The sequence below is a fragment of the Psychrobacillus sp. FSL K6-2843 genome, assembly GCF_038626375.1.
GTDB classification, from domain to species: Bacteria; Bacillota; Bacilli; order Bacillales_A; family Planococcaceae; genus Psychrobacillus; species Psychrobacillus faecigallinarum.
This window is the reverse complement of record NZ_CP152021.1, coordinates 1,550,798-1,571,437: the sequence shown is the minus strand read 5'-3', so window position 1 is coordinate 1,571,437 and position 20,640 is coordinate 1,550,798. Positions and strand designations below refer to the sequence as shown.

Here is a 20,640-nt window from a genome sequence, read left to right as displayed (position 1 = left end):
ATCATAAATATTAAAAAAATTAATACCTAGCCGTATAAATTGATTTTATAATATCCATCTCCAAAAATTCGTATAGGGCCGCCGGTGACTTAGAAGTCCTTTGTGTCTTTTTGCCTGGCACTTTTTGAATGAAAGGAAGGGTCTTAATCTTGCGAGCAAATGATTGTTCGCTCAGTATACTTGGTTCATCAGTTACCGTTGCTAGTACCGCTTGCAGCTCCGAATAAGTGAAATTTTTCGGCAAGAAGTTTTTAGCCACCGTTGTTTGAAGCAAATCATTAGTGATTATTCGAATAGCATCTGTAATAATATTCTGGTGATCGAAAGCTAACTTAAGGTTTAATACTTCATCAATGGAATATAACTCAACTTCTGCTGCGTCATCTGCAGCTTTTCTTTTAGAAAGGTAATCCATGGGAACAATTGCATAGTGTGCGTTCGTAATAATCCATCCGCGTGGGTCTCTCCCAGGTTTGTCGTACACCCCGAAATGTTTAATCAGTACATCGGCTACACCGGTTTCTTCCTCTAACTCTCTTTTAGCAGCTTCCAAAGCTGTTTCATCCTCTTGGACAAACCCTCCAGGAAGCGCCCATTTTCCCGCTTCTATATTTGTCTCTCCCTCTGCATTGAGGAACGCTCTCTGAATTAGCATTAGTTTTAGTGACATTTTTGGTGGTTTGTGCTCTTCCTTGTTTTCTGGAATGATGGTGAAAACCGCAATGTCCGATGTATAGCCATCAGGGGTTTTATATTTACTAATATTATATTGCTTTAACGCTTCTTCGTTAGACATATCTAGCACTCCTTTCGAAGACGATTTAATTCATTTTTGATTAACGATTTGTTAATCTTTATTGTATTGTAATATCTGGAAATAAAAAAGTCAACTGAAAAGTCAAACAAAAGAAACAGCTTGGAAATTTTTTAGTGTCCAATTCTTGTATACGAATTGCCCACTAAGGATTGTGGGAGACAAACAGAACATGCAAAGAGCGGGGAGAACCTTGCGGAAACAAGCATAAACCTTGCAGAAAGCCTAAAATCCGTCCAAAAAGCTTAGCTCATTAAAATGAACCAAGCCAATAATCTTATATTTCCTATTTATTTACCTAGGTTTATCCTTGAATTTCTTTAATGCTTTTCCCACTTAAAAACGCGTGACCTGATATGTATTTTTCGACTGTTTCAAATCCATATTTTTGGTAGACCTTTTCTATAGCTTCATTTATCGGCAAAACCCAAAGCATTTCTATCCCTTTTTTCTTTATCTCTTGCTGGATATAATCAATGATTTGACCGATTAATCCTTTACCTCTAAAGGCTTCTAATGTAGCAACACTTTCCATTCTAGCTTGATTGCCATCTTCAAAGATACAAGCAGTGGAGCAGGCAATACCATCGTAACGGAGAAGATAATGAGTGAAAGCTGGATGATTAAACTGCTCCTCAAAAACTTTTTCCATTACTTCAATGCCACCGAACTCTTTAATGCTACCTTCTATCTTTAGTGCTTCTTTATAGTTTTCATCTGTAACTATTTCAATCGTCACCATAGGATTAGGTGGTATATTAAGTTCTTTGTTATCCCATAATTGAACTGGGCTAATCATTTCTTCATATTTAAAATTTCTCAATTTTAATTCGGAAAGTAAATTTTGCTGATTTACTAAATCATAAATATAAAATCTAGGAACAATATTTTTTGATTGATAGAATTTTGTTGTCTCTTCAACTACTTTTTGAGGCTCTTCACAAGCATTCATTATCCTTGCATGATTTGCGTCATAGTAATTAGGCTGATTTTCATTATAAAATAGTATTCCCCAAGGCTTATCTATTTTTCTCGAAAATGTTTCACAATATGAAATGTCTAGTGCATGTATATTCTGCATGGTCATTAAATTACTCCTATCTCTTTTAATTCAATAAATCTTTTTTCAAGTAATAATGGTTAAAATCCCTACCTACGTTAGGAAGAGTTCCATATACTTCATACCCATGTTTTTTATAAAAGTCTAACGCCTGAAAGCTTAAAGTATCCAATTTGATAAAGTCACATTTTTGTTCCTTAGCAATTTCCTCTGCTTCCATTAACAACTTTGTACCAAATCCTTTATTCCGTAGCGAATCATCCATTATCAAAACATGAATTTCTAGCCAATTCCAGCAGATTTCTCCCAAAATCCCTCCAAGTACATTATCATTTTCATCCTTTAAAAAAATGTTAACCTCTTCATACCTACCTCTTAAATCCTCCGGAAAGTGTGCAAGATTAAAATAATACAATCGTTCATTAATATTTTTTTTAGATTCATTATTATCTTCTCTTATCATTCGTAGTTCCATATGTTCTCACCTCTTCTTTAATAAAGTCGATAAATCCTAAAATTGGTAAATTGATTCTTATCTAATTTTAACATGACTACAGAATGATAAATACTTTATTCTTTAAATTTTCCAATTAATTAGGGGATATATTTTAGATAAGCAAAATTGAGAAAGTTGATTGTATGAATTTGAGATGTATATTACGTAGAATTTAGAAAATAACTATTAGTTATTAGACTGTATGAAGGAGAGAATAGTTTGGATATTAAACAAGTTATGGTTGCTGGAAGTGGAGTTTTAGGAAGTCAAATAGCATTTCAAACTGCTTTTAACGGATTTAACGTTTCCGTTTATGATATTAATGATGAGGCTTTAGAGAGAGCCAAGGAAAGACTAACTGGATTGAAAGCAGATTATAAAGAAGACTTAGGGACTACCCAAGAGGCAGTTGATGCTGCTTACGAACGTTTAACTTTGTTTACTGATTTGGCTGAAGCAGTTAAGGATGCTGATTTAGTAATTGAAGCAGTCCCTGAGGTTTTAGACATCAAAAAAGCATTATATGAAAAATTGGCAAAGATTGCACCAGAAAAAACAATTTTAGCATCTAACTCTTCCACAATGATTCCTAGTCAGCTTGTTGAATTTACAGGTCGCCCTGAAAAATTCCTTCACTTGCACTTCGCTAATAGAATTTGGGTAAACAACACAGCCGAGATTATGAAGCATGATAGAACAGATGCTAGCGTATTTGAAGAAATTATTGAATTTGCTAAAGCTATAAATATGATTGCTCTTCCTATTTACAAAGAACAACCTGGATATATTTTAAATTCCTTATTAGTACCATTTTTAGACGCTGCTCAAAATTTAGTAGCTAATGGTATTGCAGACCCTGAAACAGTTGATAAGACATGGATGGCTGGCATGGGAGTATCGAGAGGTCCCTTCGGCGTTCTAGATATTATTGGGCTTAACACACCTTATAATATAGCAGTTGAAAAAGCCAAATCAGGTAATGATCAAAAGGCTAAAATAGCAGAATACTTTAAAACAGAGCTAATCGATAAAGGCAGACTTGGCATACAAACAGGTAAAGGATTCTATGATTATCCACACCCAAAATATGAAGACCCAAATTTCCTAAAATAAATTCCAAAAGAAGACTGTTCTTCAGTCTTCTTTTTCTTTGGTTCTTTGCCATTTCCTCTGATAGGGAAATTAAAGCTTATCTATGTGAATTTTCACCTATTCCTCACTATCTAATACATGGGAGTATTACTGGAATCCAAATCCTAAAGACTATTAAGACAATCTAACGCTTGTTTACTACAATGGGGCGCTACTTTACGTCAATTTCTCAATATTTTACTACAATCCATTTCTCGCTCTTGTTTGTGAGGCTGGTTTACGACAATCTAACGCTCGTTTACTACAATCGAGCTCTACTTTACGACAATCCCTCATTATTTTACTACAATCCATTTACACCTCTTGATTGTGAGGCTGATTTACGACAATCTAGTGCTCGTTTACTACAATGAGGCTCTACTTTACGACAATCCACCGATATTTTACTACAATCCATTTCCATCTCTTGATTGTGAGGCAGATTTACGACAATCTAACGCTCGTTTACTACAATGAGGCTCTACTTTACGACAATCCCCCGATATTTTAATACAATCCATTCACCCCTCTTGTTTATGAGGCTGGTTTAGTTATTCGTTGCAATTAAATAATTTCCCCATTAATAATACTCGATTCATATGCCCTCTTCGCCATTTCATAATGGTCACCGTGCCAATTTTTCACCTCATTTAAGTGAAAAAACTGCAGCTCTAAGCTCTCAAATGATTTTTGCATTTTCCCCTCCATAATTTCACAAGCAAAAAGCGGGTGATAGGAAGTATGTGGCTGTCCAAGGTTTCCAGGCTTTCTTGTAAATATATCAATAAGTTCATTAACCTTTACAGTTAAACCCGTTTCCTCTAAAAATTCTCTTTTTAAAGATTCTTGAGGACTTTCGCCAGCTTCGCACCAACCACCAATAATGCCCCATGTTCCATCATCTGCTCGACGCTCTAAAAGAATTTTTCTATCTTCTGAAAAAATCACACCATTTACTCCGACCTTGGGCGTTACATGTCCAAGCTCTTTTAAAAATTTATCTTTAATAATGCTTTCTTTAATTTCAACAATTTCCGAATATTCTTTGCTTGCTAGGGTGAGTAGCATTTCATATCTATCTCTATCATACGGATCATTAGCATAATGAAGACCATGCTGAGCTATTGATCGAATTTGATCTAATAAAGATAATCGATTTTCCATTTATTATTTCCCTCCTTTATTAGTAAATATTATCGAGATAATCTATTTTTCTCTAAGTCTCTCAATGAAAAAGTTTAAATTATCGTGATACAAGGAGTTCCAAAATTGTCTATTATAATTATCCTCATTTATCTGTACTCTTTCATCTAATTTCATTAATTTATCCTTTAGTTCATTAAAGATGCATTTTAACTTTTCTTCGTTTTCTGTTTCTATTATTAAAAGCCAGTACTTTTTAAAACATTTCAAACAAGAAAACCAGCTATCTAATGAGGAATTTACAAAATATTTTTCTACTCTTTCCGTGATTTCGTGCTCAAGCTCATATATTTCACTTGTAGTCTGGGAGATCGTAATTAAATTTCCGGTATTGCTATTTTCAGCAATAACTAAGTATGGTTGGAACTTTTCTAAGCTAGCTAGAAAGTTTTCTTTGAAATCATTATCTAATGTTGATAAAGACCAATCATTTTTTATAGTCCATTCTTTTACATCTAATAGAAAACCGTTTGAATTAGTAAATAGCTCCACATTTAAACATTCATATTCATTTTCATCAAATCTATAATTATGTATATTTTCGTTTAGTTCCAATTTTGTCTACTCCTTTATGCATTTTTGTTAGCCACCTAGTATAATTCTACAAATTGTTCCTATTTCCTTGTTCTTTATAATGGATAGAATAAAGAGTGGAGTAAACCTTGCAGAAACGAAAGAGAACCTTGCGGAGCTTCCATTCACTTGTTAATAAACAAAAAAAGCCAGAGCGACGTAATTATCACACTGACTTTCTTTATTTATTTAGTGAAGCATTATAGATCCGCCATCAACCATAATTGTTTGGCCAGTGATATATTGAGAATCCTCACTTGCTAAAAATACTGCTACACGACCGATATCTTCTTCAACATCACCAAAGCGACCAAGGGGAATTTTGCTGCGAACGGCTTCATAATATTCTGGTTGTGCTTTCGCCCATGCTTGTACGCCTTCTGAGTTTGCAATAGGGGAAATAAGGTTTACATTAATACCGAAGCGACCCCATTCATTGGCAGCTACTCTGGAAATTCCACGAATCGCTTCTTTGGCAGCAGCGTAAGCACCTTGTGTTTCGTGTCCATTTAAACCTGCTCCAGAAGCAAAGTTAATAACATTTCCCTTAGATTCCTTTAAGTAAGGGAGTGCTGCCTGCATTAGATAGAAGGTTGGGTAAAATCCTGTTCCAAATGACAGGTCAAGATCGGCTTGCGTCGTTTCTTCAATTGTCACCTGTTTAGATGCATGTGCATTATTTACTAAAACATCAATTCTTCCGTATTTTTCTGCTACAGCTGTAACTATAGATGGAAGATTTTCTCTATCCATTAAGTTCGCTTTTAAAAACATAGATTTAGGCGAGATTTCTTGAAGTATTTTTAAACCTGCTTGTCCAGCCTCTTCGTTAACATCCACGATTGCTAATATTGCTCCTTCTCTAGCCATCGCCTTGGACATACCAAGTCCAATACCTCCAGCGCCACCAGTAACAATAATTACCTTATCTTTAAGTTTGTCCATTATATTGCCTCCTTAACTTATCTATTAAAGCCTACTACTTAAACAAAAAAATCTCCAATAAATCAGCTTTTAAAAATATAAAGGTTATCCTCTAAATTCTGATGGAGAATTTATTTGCGTTACTTATTTCTCTTTTCCATATATACTTCATCTTCTGGGCTTTTAGCAATAATTGCAGAAGCATATTAAAGTCTCCATTTATAAGATTTTCTGACTATACGGTAGTGTCACAGTAGGCCGTAAATGTAGTTGGATCACCCTTTTTGGCACCTTCTTATTATTTGCCTAATTGGTTAAAATAAATAGTCCATTTTATTATATTCTCCTCCCAATTTGCAAATATGCAGACTATGTAGAAAACTAGTTTTAATCCTCTAAATAAAAAAGAGTGAATATCCTAGGGACGGATAGACACTCTTAGTTTCTTATTCTTTTCCTGAAATATAAGCCCATTTATAGCTATAGTCACCTGTAAACGGATGAGATATGATTCCGTGCACATATGGTTTTTGTAGCGACATTAGCCCTGATTGATACATGGATGCAATTGGAGCATCTTCTTCCATTATAATTTTCTCTGCTTTAGCTAGTGCTTCCCAACGTGCCTCTGGCTCCAATGCAAGTTCATTTTTTGCTTGGTCAATGAGCTTATCCAACTCCGGGTTTGAATAGGACATATTGTTTTGTGGTGAGCCCGTGACAAACAATTCTAAGAAGGTAATTGGATCCTGGAAGTCAGGTGCCCAGCCTGTACTTTGAATATCGTAATCCTGTGCTGCGTCTTTATCTAATTTTACATTGAAAGTGACTGGTATAAGCTTGACAGTCAAGCCTTTAAGATTACCTTCCATCTGAGCTTTTAAATATTCATCCATATTTTGAGCTAGCTCACCATCATTACCGACCAATTCTAATTCTAATTCAGTCAATCCTTCCTCGGCCATTCCCTCTGCAAATAGTTTAGTAGCTTCTTCTGGATTGTACTTAGCCATGTCACCGTTAATTTCACGGAAATCTTGTTGATTTTCATCAAATGTCAATCCTTTAGGAACTAGGAAATCTCCTGGAATAGAGCCGTTAGCTAATATCACAGATGCCAAATCCTCTTTATTGAAGGACATTGCGATTGCTTTACGGATTTTCACATTTGAAAGAGCAGTCTTTTGTCCATCACGCTCTTGGTTCAGCTTCAAATAGAATATTGTTGGTTTTAGTTCTTGTAGCACCTCTTCATGATCGGCATATTGAAGAGCAAACTCACCGGATAAACCAACTCGATCTTTTTCACCATTCTCGTATAGGTTAACAGATGTAGCAGTTTCTTTAATTACGTCCACGTTAATTTTGTCTAACTGAACAACTTCCGCATCCCAATAATTTGGATTTTTCTCCAGTGACCAAGACAAGCCTGTCCCATCCCATTCAGTCAATACGAATGGTCCGTTGTATATAAGACTATCAGAATTAGAAGAATATGAACTTCCCATCTCTGTTACATACTCTTCATTTTGAGGATAAAAAGTTCCAAATGCCATTAAGGAACTAAAATAAGGCACTGGTCTTTCTAGAGTAACCCTCAATGTTTTCTCATCTATTGCTTCTACACCTAATTCTTCCTTGCTCATCTCACCCATTGAAATTTGCGTTGCATTTTTTATTAATCCCTGCATCATATAAGGTCCATATGAGCTGCCTGTGTCTGGGTCAATCGCTCTTCTCCAGGCAAACACAAAATCATTTGCAGTAACTGAAGTACCATTTGACCATTTTGCATCTCGTAATTTAAAAGTATAGGTCAATCCATCCTCTGAAACTTCTGGTTCTCCCTCAGCCATTGCAGGCACTGCAATGTTCTCTTGATTTAATCGGTAAAGACCTTCCATAACATTGTTTAAATAATTGAATGAAACTGCATCGTCCGCTAAAACAGAATCCATCGATGGAATTTCAGCACCTGCAACTAAATTTAACTCTTGTGCCTCATCAAGCTCACCAGAATCCTTTCCCTCAGTAGTTTCAGGCTCTTTTGGTGCACTACTTTCTGTTTTTTCTTCTTGATTGCAAGCAACTAACAAAATACTTAAGACAAGTAAAAACACACATAATAACTTTCTATTAATCTTCCTCACATAATTTCCCCCCTTTTGTACTGTAACTATATTAATATATTTTAAAAATTCTAAAAAATCAATGCTTTTTTAGATTTCACTCATTCTTTCAGCTTAATTCCTTAGTAAAGAAGAAGCTAGCAAACATTCGTTTACTAGCTTCTCTATTTCACCGTTATAATTTATAATTCCCTAGCCATTTCCTTTACAATTTCATCTATTGCAGTCACTGCACCGGATTTGTTTTGAACTAATACGCTGAATATATATTGTTGACCGCTACTGCCTTCTAGATAACCACTAAGTGTACTAACTCCAGTTAAAGATCCAGTTTTGGCAAAAACCTTACCTGAAGTGAGCGAATCCTTCAATCGATTTCTTAATGTACCTCCTACCATTCTTTCAGGATGTGCAGCTATAGGAAGACTATTAAAATAAGTATTGAACCAATCTTCCCCTTGCACTTTATATAGCAAGTCACTAATAGCAAAGCTAGAGACCGAGTTTGCATGAGACATTCCGGACCCGTCCTCAAACTTCCAGTCATTCATATTTAATTGGATGGACTTGCCGTATTGCTCAATTACCTTTAAACCTGCCTTCGTGCTTCCATGATGGCCCTCTACTTTACCCATCGTTTTTACTAAAATGTCAGCAATTCCATTATTACTTAGCTTCATAAAAGGAATAAGTAATTCCTTCAATGGCATAGATTCTTTCACCAAGATGAGAGTAGCACTTTTAGGAGTTGCTGCTCTATAAAGTTTGTCTTTTTTATACTCTATACCTTCTTCTTCTAGTATTGCTTGAAACATTGTGAGCGTATGAGTAGTAGGGTGAAGCATCGTTACCCATTCTCTTTTGGTTTTATCAATCGGTAGGTTACCATTTATGATGATTTGATTTGTTCTATAAGATCTCTCAATTGTGATGGTGTTGCTTTGGCCCGCCTCAACGGTTTGAGCTTGATTGACTATTTCTAAATCTCCAAGATAAGGAGTTGCTTTTACTAAAGGAGCATTTCCGATAGCCGAACCACTTACATCTATGATAATTGTTCCAGAATCGTAGTCAGCATTTGGTGATGTAGTCAATGCAGAAATTGGAGCTGCATAGTAATACGATTCATCACCTTCCCATATACCTGGAGTTAACAAATCATCATCGAACCACTTGTCATCACCAACAATTCTTCCATCAATAGTTTGAATACCTTTTGCTTTTAAAGCTTGCGCAAATTGTCTTAAGTCTTCCTCCATAAGAGTAGGATCTCCTTGCCCTTGAAGATATACATCCCCTTTTAGGACTCCGTTAGATAGCTTACCACTAGTATATAAACTTGTTTTAAAACGATAATCTTCTCCAAGAATGTCTAGTGCTGCTGCAGTGGTGATTAGTTTCATATTCGAAGCTGGTTTGACAGGAGTTTGACCATTATAGTCATACACAGCCTCACCAGTCACCCGATCGATAACCGCGATACTCACCTCTCCACCCGTCAGTTTTTCATCAACAATTTTTGAAATTGACTCATCCAAAGTCAAAACGAACGGTTCTTCTGCTTGAGCAACCTGTCCCATTCCAAGTAAACTTACAAATAATACCCAAGCCATCATTAGGCTTGTCCACTTTTTCCTCATAACCTTCCCCCTCTTCTAATTTTCATTGATAGATAAGGGTCATATTCCTCATAAAGAAAAAATTTCCTTCAATGGAATAAAAAACAGGCTTTTCGATTGAGTTTAATGTAGCCTCACTCATTCGATAAGCCTATATACACTTTCTGAATAACGCGTCTTTTGTATTAGTGGTGATTTTTTCACTTTTTAATAGAAGTAGTTACGTTTGCTGCACGATAAAAAAGTAGATTTTTAGTAATTCGTTTTGTTATGACCGTATAAAATTTTTTATGACCGTTCAGCTTAATGTAATTAAATGATTCGAAAAGTAGTTGAAAGCAGTTGATGAATCTTTTCGGTGTTTAATGATGTATCAAAGGAAAGATAAGGAGATTCCTCCTGCGAGACCATTTTCGGAAGAAAAAGTGGGCTATCCAAGCCCAGCTGCTCTAAACGTTTTTTGTAAAAAGAATAATAGCTATCCTTCTTTAACGGCCCAGCATGTAATATTCCCGTCACATCATTTTTAGCTAGCTCTAAAATAGCATTAGATAAGTCATCCACATTCACAAAGGATCTATAAACATTTGCCCACGCATGGAATGGTTTATCATCTTTAATGTTCTTTATTATTTGGTCTGTTCGATTGTCTAATTTATTCATATCGCCATACAAAGGACCTGTTCGAATTATTACATTATTTGGATGAGTATTCATAACATATCTTTCTCCCTCATGTTTAGCATTCACATATACTGCTAGCCGGGCTTCTTTAGGCAACAAACCGGTAGGATCCAATTCCTTATAGCTGCCTTTCCCTTCCACAAATACTGCATCGGTAGATACGAAGATTAGCTTGGTGGTACTTTCTAATTCTTCTAGGACATTTTTCAATCCCACGTGAATTAGTTGATCCTCTGCCTCCATACTCATAAGACACCATATTACTACATCCGGCATACTCTTCTTAATAGCTTGTACAATGGAAGGTTTGTCTGTTACATCTACATGCATTAAATTTATTTCATTTTTCAGTGATCTAGAGGTTCCTACAACGGTTAGCGAGTCATCTTCTAAAGCCCTTCGATATAGAGTAGAGCCCAAAAATCCTGTAGCACCTAATATTAGTATTTTCATCATGTCTTTCCCTTGTTATTAGATTTGGTTATTATAAGGTTTTCTATAGATTCTTGTATTGAATTTCTTCCATTCTTCTTTAAGTTTAGTCCATTCTACTATTTTCCAAGGATTATAGAAGGTTTGACCATTTTTATTGAAGAAGAGCTTATCACCTATACAGTAAGAGGCATGTTGAATAACTCCTTCTGCATTAATCCAAGTAATAATGTCAGTATCTTCAACATCTCCTTCATGAATTAAGTACCCCGCCTTCTTAATCCCTTCTAGAAATGTTTGTGGATGTACCCATTCATGTATCATCCATTCATGCTGCGTGGCAGCGAATAATGTTGCGGATAAGCAATTACTTCCCGCCTTATAGGGAAAAGTATTTGCAAACTGTTTTAAATGTATTGGAGCTTTTTCTGGCAACTCCGAACAAGACCAACTATCCCATTTCTTTGCATATTCCAGAAGCATCTCTACTTTTAACTGATAAGAGAGAGAGTTCCACATTTTACTTTGAACTACTATGTATGTTTTATTATTTTTGAATACCAAATGATCTTCTGAAATATTACTGCTTGTATTATTTAAAGGTAAAACTAATCCTCTATTTATTTCTACTTGCCTTTTATTTAACATATTTTTTTGGTCTTTCGGTAGTTTGTTAAACCACTCAGATTTCGCCATTATAATATATTGAACATCATTTGCTATGTTCTAATACTCGTAGCTATTCACAATTTGAATATCATTATAAGAAGTGTGCTTGAAAAATTCATTCTTCGGTATAATTAGCACTTCAAAAAGATACTTATCCAATTCTAGTAAGTCCGATTCTTTAATAAAAAAGAAATCTAATTCTGGTACATATTGTTGTATCCAACTATTTATGTGTTCATTTGATGGTACTATATTCATTTCAATAACCTCTCAGCCAGTCTTCTTTTGTTATCGTATAATGCTCATGTTGTTCAGAATCTATTTGGATAGTTCCTTTAAAGCAAAAACCACATTTATGAATAACTTTGAGCGATCCAAGATTGCGAGGAAGGACTACCGTATTTAGTAGTTGAACATTTGTATATGTAAACAAATAATGGACTAATCCCTTTACAGCCTCTGAAGCATAACCACGCTTTCGATAATGCTTGGATATTGCATAAGCTATTTCTCGATTTTGTTCGGGGAGCTCCTCCTTCAAACCTGTATTGCAAAAACCGATAAATTTTCCGCTTTTCTTTAAAATAATCCCTAACTTTAAATAGTTTTGATCATCAATATTTGGCACTGCTGACAAAAAAGATTGATTTGATGGAATTTCATAGTTTGTAACCCAGCTTGCTCGTTGTTCTTTTGTAGAACGCCAATCAGGTAAAAATTCATAAACCTCTGGTTGTGATGTTAGTTCATAAATAGCACCGACATCTTCAATTGAAAACTCTCTTAATAATATTTCACCACAATCTATTGTAAATAATTGATCCATATTAAAATCCTCAGCTTCCATAAAAAAATTTATTTCAACAAATACTCTGTTACAATTTCACAGTATTGCTCTGGCGTTTCATAATGTGGGGAATGTCCGCAGTTTTCTATTAAAACCACTTCACCCTGTCGTAAATCTTTGTTAAAAACTTCTATTTGAATAGGACAAGTCACTACATCATGCTCGCCTAAGATTAATAAACAAGGTATATTTATTTCTTTAAGCAAGTGTAAGGCTGATTTAAAAATACTTCCTTCTTCTCTCAAACGATTAAAATGAATTTCTGATTTATCATAAAATATTTCCCATTGGCTCTCTGTATAGACAGTTGAATCGGTAGTATTATCAAAATTAGATGTATATATTTCCATTCTTTTATCATTTAAAAAAGAGCTAAGCTCCATATATCCTTCGACAAGCAATCTTGGCGAATAAGAGCTTTTAGCCAATTCCATGCACTGTTCTTGAAGATCTGGCTGTTTATATTTTTCAAATAAATCCGCCGTCTTACTGAGGGGTGCCTTTCCTGTCAGTTCAAAGTCAAAAGTTGGAGCTTCAAAAATAACTTTTTCAATTGAATTGGGGTAGCGATGAGCATAAAGTGCAGCTAGATAGCCTCCAAAAGAATGTCCAATAATAGACCACTCCTGTATTTCCAAATGTTTTCGAAGCTCCTCACAATCTTCTATTAAATCATCTAGACAAAAAGATTCTTCTATTTTAATAGCCTCCGACCTACAAACACCACGTTGATCTAAAGTAATTAATCTAAAGCGACTGCCTAACCTACTTGTCTGGTGATAAGAAAAATCAAAGCAGCTCTCTCCTGGTCCGCCGTGAAGAAATAAGACAGCTTTGTCACAGGTCTTACTTTCTTCAAAGTTCTTTTCCATTGATTTGTATCAACTGTCCATCGTTCATAAGTTGTCCCCTTTTATAAAATTTTACAATCCTGAACGTTGTTACTTTTACAATATGTTTCGTAAATTAATTTCAAAGCTTCTGCTATTTTCTCATCCGCCAATTGATTAATATTTCGATTCGGCAAATTTTTGGCTCCTAAAACGAATAAAATTGGAGCTACCGAAAATTCACCGATTATCCCAATATCTATTACTACATTATCTAATCCACCTGTCATATGATTTACTAAGTGGCTTGGAATTCCTTTGATTTCTCCTCTTTGCCTAACTAGACCATTGATAAGGGGAGCCCATACTTCTGGCTCTGAATCATAGCCTTGAATACTACATTTTAAAAGTTCTAAGATTTGAGCTAACTCGCCCTCGCTACTTAAATCCTTTGGATTTTGCTTTATATTAATTTTCTTAAAATAGGTTCGAATCTTTTGATTAAAATAGTCCCAGGTTCCACAAAATTGAACTATGCTATTTGCTACATGACTATCATGGCAGGCAATCATCACCTCTACCGCTTCACAAAGCATCAGGCTGGACCTATTTTGATAATGAGGATAAAGGACATCGCTATCCTCATCAGGGTTAAAATTTATATTTTGTATTTGATCCGTCCACTTATATTTCTGCTCTTCCACCAATTTTACAACGCAAAAAGCAATTACTATCTTTGCTGCAGAAGCTAATGGCACTATTAAATCCTTATTTAAAGTAAGTAAAATCTTATCTTCTGTCGTTGAGTAAAGCGTGATTCCAATTTCCCCCTGCTTAATTTCCTTTAATTTTTCTAATATGTTTTCCATTAAACCCCACCTAGCAAAAAAGAATATTATACCTAGACTACAAGAATAGGCTTTATCTTTATCATAACACACTAATAAATGGAAAATATGTTAAAAGTGAATTTTCTGATACCTATATGTAATAAAGACTGTGCTTCACTCTAGTTGTCTTATTGAACGCATATAAAATTAATCATAAATCTCTATTCGTATAAGAAAAACGTCTTCAATGAATACTTTGAAGACGTTTAATGTTTTTTATATTAAATTAATGTTTTTCTAAAGGAATAGCACCATTTGTCATATTCTAATTTTTCTTCATAAAACCGATGTGCATCTATTCGTTGAATACCTGATTCTAGTGCTACATATTCTGCACCGTTTTCTTTAGCATAATCCTGTATGTATTTTAATAACTTCTTGCCGTAGCCACCTGAACGCTGGGACGCATCGGTTACTAAATCGTAGACAAATATATGACGCTTACTGTAAAAATTTGTTCTCCAGCTAAAACCGACTAATGAAGCTATTTTCCCTTGAAAGTATAAGGCGTAAAGCTTGTAACCATCCTTCTGCATTTCTTGTAATAAATCTATGTACGCTTCCAAGGTCAAATCAGTTCTCAGCTGCTTCATTATAGGATAAGCTTCTATCCACTGATCCTTTGTAGTTAACTCACTTATTATTTCTAACGTGGAATTTACAGACATATTGTTTCCTCATATTCTATAATTTTATATATGAAACTTAGATTTAATTATTTTTGCTACCTCGTCTGGACTTAAAAAAGTATTATCTATTCTTAAATAGTTTTCACGTTTAATTTCCTCAGGAAACGAATTCAACCTATTGCTTTGCAATGTACTTAGTAAATGCTGTTCTGATTGCTCCACGTTTCTTTTTGTTGGTTTACATTCCAAACGGTGTGGATCCTTATTTCGCTTTAATCTTTCCTCTACTTGTGCTTCTAACTCAACAAAGTAAATAGAGACCCCATTTGAAGACATCAACTGACATATACTTTCAACATCATCCCAATCCTCTTGTTTATCAAAATACCAAACCTTTGTAAAAATCATTCCGTAATGATTACTTTGAGTAAATGATTGAAATATTTCCTTTCGAAATTGATGAGTGAGCCGCCACATTTCATCACTAAAGCCAAAGAGCGGCTCTAGTAGATCAATTGTCATATGATTATGAAATAGCTTTAGACCCGTCAATTTTGCGAGCTCCTGTCCAACTGACATCTTACCAACTGCTTGAGGACCAAATATAAACACAAACTTCTCCATTTTCATTTTCCTCCGTTATCTTAAAAACAAGCTTTATTGATCCTCTATCACTAACATATTGTTTTCGTCAAACTCCCAGTCTTCAGCATAAGCTATTTCCCAATAGTAGCCATCTAGGTCAGTAAAGTAGCCTCCATAGCCTCCCCAATCAGTTGCTTTCGGTGCTTTCTGTATAGTTGCTCCTGCTAAATTAGCCTTTTCCATTAACTCATCTACTTCTTCTTTGGTTTTTGCGTTGTAAGCTAATGTAATTCCTGGGAATCCACTTGATAAGACTGGGGGATTCTCTTTATTTGTATCCTTTGCAAGCTCCACTATTGGATACAATGCTATTTTCGTTCCTTCATTTTTAAAGAAAATAATATGCGGATTTGATTCTGTTCCTCTAATAGATGTGGCAAATCCAAGCTGTTTATAAAAATGGTGAGCACTGACTATATCCCTTGTACCTAGTGTAATAATATTAATTCGATTCATTTACTTTCCTCCTCCATTTTATTCCTCAGGCATCTTATAACGTGGGAAAAATTGATACACCATAAATACGCCGAACGATAGACATAGTAACGACCATATAATCGCCCCTTCCGTAAAACCGATTAGTCCAAAAAATATACAAATTAGACCAAACTAAGCTGCAAATGAACCCACAAAATATGTATAGATAGCACCGATGAAGGTCACTATTCTTCCTAGAAACTGTCCTGATTCACTATATTTCACCGTATAAAGAATACTTAAAATAATGCTCCACATTAACAAAACTGGAATTCCCCATAAGAAAACAACTCCAAATAAATCTATCATTTTAAAACCCCATTATTTAGCTTGTAATACCTATTAATTTATATATGTATAAGTTTACATGCTCTTGTAAAACCTTTTAAAAAGGAGTGATACAGATTGAAAAAGCAAGAGAATTATCTTAAAAATTCTCATAAAAAACAGAAGTTAACACTTGATAATGGTTCTACCTTTCCCAATGGCAAAAATATGCCTGGGAACTCTGTTGATGAACATAAGGCGTTTGAGGAAGCCAATATAATTCTGACTGGCGATGAAATGAAATAAAACAACAAAACGAAAACCTATAAATTCAGCCTCTCAAATACTAGAAATGTATATCCCTCTAGTATTTGAGTATGTATCATGCATAAATACTAAGAATTACCTCTTTTCAAAACCTCGGAACTCATTAGACTATCGCATCCAGACCCTCTCGAACCCCAACCCCATATGGTAATAAAAACTTAATGCAAAAAAATCTCAATTTATATAAATACGCCAAAAGTTCTTCATTTCCTTCTTTAGTGATCGCCACTTTTGGATTTATTAATGGTCTCAGTTTGTTAAATTTACAAATACCTTTAGGCATAGCTCATTCAAACTATTATTTAGTTACCATTTATTAATTTACTAAGCAGTTATTTGGTAAAAGAGTTAAAAGTATACTATAATCAAAATATAAGACTTAAGACTTAGTTCATAAGACTCTTATTACATTATTTTATTAGAAGATGGGAGAGAATAAAGATGAGTATCTATGATTTTGATTTTAAAGTGCCAGACATCAGCGGTAACTTAGTTTCGTTAGAGAAATTTAAAGGGAATGTAGTATTAATTGTCAATACTGCTAGTAAGTGTGGCTTTACATATCAATATGAGGATCTTCAGAAATTATACGATCGATATAAGAATAAAGGATTTGTTGTATTAGGATTCCCCACTAATCACTTTGATAACCAGGAGCCTGGGACGAATGAAGATATAAACCAATTTTGTAAGTTAAATTATGGTGTTCAATTCCCTATGTTTTCTAAGGTAAAAGTAAGAGACGAGGGAGCTGAACCTCTTTTCAACTATCTAACTGCGGTTAAGCCCTTTAAAGGATTCAACAATTTTCATCCATCATCGCGAATCTTAAGTTCGCTCATTAATGAAAAGGTTCCACATTATATGCACGGTAACTCTATTAAATGGAACTTTACCAAGTTTTTATTAGACCGTAATGGCAATGTTCTTCATCGCTTTGAACCTACTACTGATACAGTAGATATGGAAAAGGATATTGAAGCAATATTATAGTTCCGGTTGAATTCTCAAAATACGATTCTTGTGAATTTGCAAAAATCGTGTTTTGTGACGTTTTTTTTGATGTAAAGACTCTGTTGCCTTTTTTGTACTTTTTAGAGTAGCTACATTATTTTAAGAATCTCTTTTTAGTATTATCTGAAAATACATCTTAGTTAATATTCATAACTTCTTATTTTTAAACGGAGGCTGATGAGGATGCAGCTTCGTCAGCCTTCACACAATCAATTGCGATAACAAGCGAAATAATAATAGTTTCCATTTCTTCTTTTAGAATTTGAACCTTGTAGCTATCTCCCCAAGTGAACCACTCCTTGTTCACATTACCTACCACTTCCCCATGCTCTAACACCTGAAAGTTCATATCCCACCAGTTGCCATGTACCTCAATGCCTGCCGCGTCAATAGAATAGCGCGCTTTCAAGAAGGACCATTCTTTCTTAATCGTTAACACCTCTCTACCATTCACCTCTACAAAAAACTTTGGTAAGAAGCTGAACATTTTCTTTGTAATGAGCGCGACTTCATCTCTTGATGTATTCATAATGGAGAAAGTTTTTGGAATCTGCATAAAGCTGCCCTCCACGAAGTAAACATCGTTCTCCTGCTGATTCTTTACAGTAAACTTGCCACTTAGACTCAATACCTTTTGCTTTATATAAAGTTCCTTCATTTACTTTTCCTCCATTGTATATAGTAAATTTTGTTTTAATTTACTTTCATTTATTTTCGCTTAAAATATCGATCCTTCTTCCAATGAAGTGAGCTTGAATAGGCGCTAAATTTAGTTCTCTTGCCCAAACTGAAAGTTGTCCTATATGATGTATTTCGTGTGCGACAATATGGTGTAAAATTTCATCAATTGTATACTTTGCTTTATCCCAAGGTACACTCACCATCTTATTCATATCAAAGTTTGAGTATAAAAATTTTGCATTTTCATCTCTCAGTTCATCTGAGATTAGTTGTACTTTTTCCAAGGTTGCGTAATTACAAAATTCAAATTGGATATCTTCTTTTCCCTGAATCCCTCGCAACCAGCTGTATTCTACTTCTGTAATATGAAAAAGGGTATGTAAAATACTTTCTACTCCACCGCATCGTTTCTTATTTAACTCCTCTTTTGATAATTGCTTACACCATTCAAACCAATCATCTCTTACGTGCCAATTGTACTCAAAGAACTTTCTCATTTTCAAGACTCCCTTCCAAATATTTAGAAACCTTTATAAAAGTCCCTGACTTAAAAGCCAATGTTGTTTGAAAGTCATTAATGAAGTTTTACTTTGTATCGGTCAATAGATTTAGGAATTCCTTTTATATATAAAGAGCCATTATAAATTAACTGTCTTATTCTATATTCTAAAAAGAACAAATTGATTTTAGCTTCTGAAGAAATTAACATCTCTCTAATCACTTCTCCAACAGGGATGAAATCTTTTTCCGTTTGCTTGGCATGTAGTCCTTCTAGTGTTTCCAGGATGAGAGAATCAAAAAAGCTCTCTGGGACGCCTAATATTTCCCCATCATTCCAAATGCGCAATACTTCCATTCTTTCGATTAATTTTAACCATTCCTCCGAGTAATAAGAACGTTCTTCTAGGGATAGTTGGCGGCTTTCTTTATTTCGCTCAAATAAGGATTTTATTTGTTTTGAATCCATTTGACTCGTAAAAGAAATATCAGCTTTTTTCTCTTCTATCTGATCTCCTAATAGATAGATAGTATTTTTCTTTTTTCTCAATAAATACATCATAAATCGAAGTCCTATTTGTTCAGCTGCATTGTTCCCACACCATAAATAAATAGGTACTGACTCTGAAATATCCTCGATTTGGCGTAATGAATTACTGAATTTACATGTATAAATTCCTTCTTCAAGCTCGTCATTTATATTTTCATATAGCCATTCTTCACGTATTTTTCTGTCTTCTTTTTTATCTAATTTCCCTAAAGGACCATACGATAAGTTATCCGGAATTGCGATTACCGTCTTTGGCCTTGGAAGTCCCACATTAAGCGAACCGGCAGTAGATTCAAAGCAAACTATATGATAAGGGCCCTCAGGTTTTTGGAAATTCTTGCGAAGATAATCTTGTATTACTAGGTTGATCTCTTCTACTATTTCAACCATTAGATCCACATTGATGAAGTAGCTATAAGAAATAGCTGGTTCATAATTTTCATGATGGAAATATTCAAAGTCAATTGCTGCATTAATTTTATAAATATCGCAATCATGCTTTCTTAAATCATAAACAGTTAAATATATTTGAGTTTCTATTTTATAAACAATGACTGTATTCGGCTCGAAGAAAAAATAAATGAATGGGTGATGAATCTTTTTTTTAATGATAACTCCTCTTTTCATTAGCATTTTGTTCTAGCATTTGGCGTAAGTAATCATCTGATTTACCTTTTGGTATACTTAAGTTTTTCCATTCCTTATTTTTAATAAGCTTACCAATATAGACTATTTGACCGACATGATAGGATTGGTGTGCTAACTGTCTTTCAATCGCCTCGATAACGGAGTGATCTTCACCACGAATATAAACTATTTTCAATAAATCCTCCTCTTTTAGTTCATTTAGTGCCTTCATTAATACATGCCATCCATTCTCCCACATAGACTGGAGATTCCTTTTGGTTATGTTATTATCTTCAAATTCACTATCTCGATTTCGATTCAGCTTTTCACCGTCAGAGGTTAAAAAGTCAGTCCATCTTGATATCATATTACCGCTCATATGCTTCCCTATAATTGCAATACTGTTTGACTCTTCATTTAAAGTCCAATGTATATCCTCTTCTGATAATTGATTAAAGGTTTTGTCCCCTAGTGCTTTCATACTTTCAAATCTTTTTTTAACTGCCAATAAATATTCTGATTCAATACTCAAAACTCCACCTCGCTTACGAATTTTTTCATTATTACATATATTGTACTTTATAGAACAAAATAAAACAGCTGTTTTCAAATTCAAAATCAGCT

25 protein-coding genes are annotated in these 20,640 nt (G+C 34.5%); 3 read left to right on the top strand and 22 right to left on the bottom strand.

Translation table 11 applies throughout. The annotated features are described in order from the left end of the window. Positions 1-19: 19 nt before the first annotated feature. The 3 genes from MKY94_RS07675 to MKY94_RS07665 all read right to left on the bottom strand — a co-directional run bounded on the left by MKY94_RS07675 (position 20) and on the right by MKY94_RS07665 (position 2,349). Entirely contained in the window at positions 20-796 is a 777-nt protein-coding gene (locus MKY94_RS07675; RefSeq protein ID WP_144538169.1) for an NUDIX domain-containing protein, read from the bottom strand. Between the two features lie 322 nt (positions 797-1,118). Further along, a complete protein-coding gene (locus tag MKY94_RS07670) occupies positions 1,119-1,901 on the bottom strand; it encodes a GNAT family N-acetyltransferase (RefSeq protein WP_340862922.1) in 783 nt (260 codons plus the stop codon). Positions 1,902-1,920: 19 nt separating this feature from the next. Then, entirely contained in the window at positions 1,921-2,349 is a 429-nt protein-coding gene (locus MKY94_RS07665; RefSeq protein ID WP_191696344.1) for a GNAT family N-acetyltransferase, read from the bottom strand. A gap of 240 nt (positions 2,350-2,589) precedes the next feature. On the opposite strand from MKY94_RS07665, the gene MKY94_RS07660 reads away from it, so the two are divergent. Beyond that, positions 2,590-3,483 (top strand): 3-hydroxyacyl-CoA dehydrogenase, encoded by an 894-nt coding sequence (locus MKY94_RS07660; protein WP_340862921.1) that lies wholly within the window; start codon positions 2,590-2,592, stop codon positions 3,481-3,483. Positions 3,484-4,065: 582 nt separating this feature from the next. Here MKY94_RS07660 and MKY94_RS07655 read toward each other — a convergent pair. The 15 genes from MKY94_RS07655 to MKY94_RS07585 all read right to left on the bottom strand — a co-directional run bounded on the left by MKY94_RS07655 (position 4,066) and on the right by MKY94_RS07585 (position 16,361). Then, positions 4,066-4,665, bottom strand: coding sequence for an NUDIX hydrolase N-terminal domain-containing protein (locus MKY94_RS07655; RefSeq protein ID WP_342578348.1), 600 nt, complete (start codon positions 4,663-4,665; stop codon positions 4,066-4,068). 42 nt (positions 4,666-4,707) lie between these two features. Further along, positions 4,708-5,259, bottom strand: a complete 552-nt coding sequence (locus MKY94_RS07650; protein ID WP_151110422.1) for an SUKH-4 family immunity protein — start codon at positions 5,257-5,259, stop codon at positions 4,708-4,710. Between the two features lie 207 nt (positions 5,260-5,466). Further along, on the bottom strand, positions 5,467-6,222 hold the full coding sequence (locus tag MKY94_RS07645; RefSeq protein WP_144538163.1) for an SDR family oxidoreductase: 756 nt from the start codon (positions 6,220-6,222) through the stop codon (positions 5,467-5,469). Positions 6,223-6,647: 425 nt separating this feature from the next. Further along, the gene (locus MKY94_RS07640) at positions 6,648-8,351 is read right to left on the bottom strand and encodes a peptide ABC transporter substrate-binding protein (protein ID WP_342578346.1); all 1,704 of its coding nucleotides are present in this window, start codon (positions 8,349-8,351) and stop codon (positions 6,648-6,650) included. A gap of 161 nt (positions 8,352-8,512) precedes the next feature. Beyond that, the gene (gene dacB / locus MKY94_RS07635) at positions 8,513-9,970 is read right to left on the bottom strand and encodes a D-alanyl-D-alanine carboxypeptidase/D-alanyl-D-alanine-endopeptidase (RefSeq protein WP_342578344.1); all 1,458 of its coding nucleotides are present in this window, start codon (positions 9,968-9,970) and stop codon (positions 8,513-8,515) included. A gap of 291 nt (positions 9,971-10,261) precedes the next feature. Then, positions 10,262-11,089, bottom strand: coding sequence for a sugar nucleotide-binding protein (locus tag MKY94_RS07630; protein ID WP_342578343.1), 828 nt, complete (start codon positions 11,087-11,089; stop codon positions 10,262-10,264). A gap of 15 nt (positions 11,090-11,104) precedes the next feature. Next, entirely contained in the window at positions 11,105-11,761 is a 657-nt protein-coding gene (locus tag MKY94_RS07625) for a hypothetical protein (protein ID WP_342578342.1), read from the bottom strand. A 30-nt stretch (positions 11,762-11,791) separates the two neighbouring features. Then, positions 11,792-11,992, bottom strand: a complete 201-nt coding sequence (locus tag MKY94_RS07620) for a hypothetical protein (RefSeq protein WP_340862916.1) — start codon at positions 11,990-11,992, stop codon at positions 11,792-11,794. A 1-nt stretch (position 11,993) separates the two neighbouring features. Further along, positions 11,994-12,560 (bottom strand): GNAT family N-acetyltransferase, encoded by a 567-nt coding sequence (locus MKY94_RS07615; protein WP_154311062.1) that lies wholly within the window; start codon positions 12,558-12,560, stop codon positions 11,994-11,996. 29 nt (positions 12,561-12,589) lie between these two features. Beyond that, positions 12,590-13,453 carry an alpha/beta hydrolase gene (locus MKY94_RS07610; protein ID WP_342578340.1) on the bottom strand — a complete coding sequence of 288 codons (864 nt, stop codon included), beginning with the start codon at positions 13,451-13,453 and terminating at the stop codon, positions 12,590-12,592. Between the two features lie 41 nt (positions 13,454-13,494). Further along, on the bottom strand, positions 13,495-14,280 hold the full coding sequence (locus MKY94_RS07605) for a serine hydrolase (RefSeq protein ID WP_342578339.1): 786 nt from the start codon (positions 14,278-14,280) through the stop codon (positions 13,495-13,497). Positions 14,281-14,522: 242 nt separating this feature from the next. Further along, positions 14,523-14,969 (bottom strand): GNAT family N-acetyltransferase, encoded by a 447-nt coding sequence (locus MKY94_RS07600; protein WP_144538150.1) that lies wholly within the window; start codon positions 14,967-14,969, stop codon positions 14,523-14,525. Positions 14,970-14,993: 24 nt separating this feature from the next. Beyond that, on the bottom strand, positions 14,994-15,554 hold the full coding sequence (locus MKY94_RS07595; protein WP_342578338.1) for an AAA family ATPase: 561 nt from the start codon (positions 15,552-15,554) through the stop codon (positions 14,994-14,996). 33 nt (positions 15,555-15,587) lie between these two features. Further along, positions 15,588-16,031, bottom strand: coding sequence for a VOC family protein (locus MKY94_RS07590; protein ID WP_191696354.1), 444 nt, complete (start codon positions 16,029-16,031; stop codon positions 15,588-15,590). A 153-nt stretch (positions 16,032-16,184) separates the two neighbouring features. After that, a complete protein-coding gene (locus tag MKY94_RS07585; RefSeq protein ID WP_342578336.1) occupies positions 16,185-16,361 on the bottom strand; it encodes a hypothetical protein in 177 nt (58 codons plus the stop codon). A gap of 96 nt (positions 16,362-16,457) precedes the next feature. Here MKY94_RS07585 and MKY94_RS07580 point away from each other — a divergent pair, with 96 nt between their 5' ends. Continuing rightward, positions 16,458-16,625, top strand: coding sequence for a hypothetical protein (locus MKY94_RS07580; RefSeq protein WP_260866604.1), 168 nt, complete (start codon positions 16,458-16,460; stop codon positions 16,623-16,625). 462 nt (positions 16,626-17,087) lie between these two features. Further along, positions 17,088-17,639 carry a glutathione peroxidase gene (locus MKY94_RS07575; protein WP_144538147.1) on the top strand — a complete coding sequence of 184 codons (552 nt, stop codon included), beginning with the start codon at positions 17,088-17,090 and terminating at the stop codon, positions 17,637-17,639. A gap of 184 nt (positions 17,640-17,823) precedes the next feature. Here MKY94_RS07575 and MKY94_RS07570 read toward each other — a convergent pair whose 3' ends face one another. The 4 genes from MKY94_RS07570 to MKY94_RS07555 all read right to left on the bottom strand — a co-directional run bounded on the left by MKY94_RS07570 (position 17,824) and on the right by MKY94_RS07555 (position 20,548). After that, the gene (locus MKY94_RS07570; RefSeq protein WP_154311068.1) at positions 17,824-18,318 is read right to left on the bottom strand and encodes an LURP-one-related family protein; all 495 of its coding nucleotides are present in this window, start codon (positions 18,316-18,318) and stop codon (positions 17,824-17,826) included. A 46-nt stretch (positions 18,319-18,364) separates the two neighbouring features. Then, positions 18,365-18,838 (bottom strand): DinB family protein, encoded by a 474-nt coding sequence (locus MKY94_RS07565; protein WP_191696355.1) that lies wholly within the window; start codon positions 18,836-18,838, stop codon positions 18,365-18,367. A gap of 77 nt (positions 18,839-18,915) precedes the next feature. Further along, positions 18,916-20,016, bottom strand: coding sequence for a DUF1835 domain-containing protein (locus MKY94_RS07560; RefSeq protein WP_191696356.1), 1,101 nt, complete (start codon positions 20,014-20,016; stop codon positions 18,916-18,918). Next, positions 19,994-20,548 (bottom strand): DUF1572 family protein, encoded by a 555-nt coding sequence (locus MKY94_RS07555; RefSeq protein WP_151110444.1) that lies wholly within the window; start codon positions 20,546-20,548, stop codon positions 19,994-19,996. The genes MKY94_RS07560 and MKY94_RS07555 overlap by 23 nt, the downstream gene beginning before the upstream one ends. Between the last annotated feature and the right edge of the window lie 92 nt (positions 20,549-20,640).

Bases quoted from the DNA above. Each gene is read 5' to 3' on its own strand.
- MKY94_RS07570 (WP_154311068.1), bottom strand. From the start codon at position 18,318: ATGAAGGAACTTTATATAAAGCAAAAGGTATTGAGTCTAAGTGGCAAG.
- MKY94_RS07645 (WP_144538163.1), bottom strand. From the start codon at position 6,222: ATGGACAAACTTAAAGATAAGGTAATTATTGTTACTGGTGGCGCTGGA.
- MKY94_RS07625 (WP_342578342.1), bottom strand. From the start codon at position 11,761: ATGGCGAAATCTGAGTGGTTTAACAAACTACCGAAAGACCAAAAAAAT.
- MKY94_RS07575 (WP_144538147.1), top strand. From the start codon at position 17,088: ATGAGTATCTATGATTTTGATTTTAAAGTGCCAGACATCAGCGGTAAC.
- MKY94_RS07560 (WP_191696356.1), bottom strand. From the start codon at position 20,016: ATGAAAAGAGGAGTTATCATTAAAAAAAAGATTCATCACCCATTCATT.
- MKY94_RS07670 (WP_340862922.1), bottom strand. From the start codon at position 1,901: ATGACCATGCAGAATATACATGCACTAGACATTTCATATTGTGAAACA.
- MKY94_RS07600 (WP_144538150.1), bottom strand. From the start codon at position 14,969: ATGTCTGTAAATTCCACGTTAGAAATAATAAGTGAGTTAACTACAAAG.
- MKY94_RS07605 (WP_342578339.1), bottom strand. From the start codon at position 14,280: ATGGAAAACATATTAGAAAAATTAAAGGAAATTAAGCAGGGGGAAATT.
- MKY94_RS07675 (WP_144538169.1), bottom strand. From the start codon at position 796: ATGTCTAACGAAGAAGCGTTAAAGCAATATAATATTAGTAAATATAAA.
- MKY94_RS07610 (WP_342578340.1), bottom strand. From the start codon at position 13,453: ATGGAAAAGAACTTTGAAGAAAGTAAGACCTGTGACAAAGCTGTCTTA.
- MKY94_RS07585 (WP_342578336.1), bottom strand. From the start codon at position 16,361: ATGATAGATTTATTTGGAGTTGTTTTCTTATGGGGAATTCCAGTTTTG.
- MKY94_RS07615 (WP_154311062.1), bottom strand. From the start codon at position 12,560: ATGGATCAATTATTTACAATAGATTGTGGTGAAATATTATTAAGAGAG.
- dacB (WP_342578344.1), bottom strand. From the start codon at position 9,970: ATGAGGAAAAAGTGGACAAGCCTAATGATGGCTTGGGTATTATTTGTA.
- MKY94_RS07590 (WP_191696354.1), bottom strand. From the start codon at position 16,031: ATGAATCGAATTAATATTATTACACTAGGTACAAGGGATATAGTCAGT.
- MKY94_RS07665 (WP_191696344.1), bottom strand. From the start codon at position 2,349: ATGGAACTACGAATGATAAGAGAAGATAATAATGAATCTAAAAAAAAT.
- MKY94_RS07565 (WP_191696355.1), bottom strand. From the start codon at position 18,838: ATGAGAAAGTTCTTTGAGTACAATTGGCACGTAAGAGATGATTGGTTT.
- MKY94_RS07655 (WP_342578348.1), bottom strand. From the start codon at position 4,665: ATGGAAAATCGATTATCTTTATTAGATCAAATTCGATCAATAGCTCAG.
- MKY94_RS07620 (WP_340862916.1), bottom strand. From the start codon at position 11,992: ATGAATATAGTACCATCAAATGAACACATAAATAGTTGGATACAACAA.
- MKY94_RS07630 (WP_342578343.1), bottom strand. From the start codon at position 11,089: ATGATGAAAATACTAATATTAGGTGCTACAGGATTTTTGGGCTCTACT.
- MKY94_RS07595 (WP_342578338.1), bottom strand. From the start codon at position 15,554: ATGGAGAAGTTTGTGTTTATATTTGGTCCTCAAGCAGTTGGTAAGATG.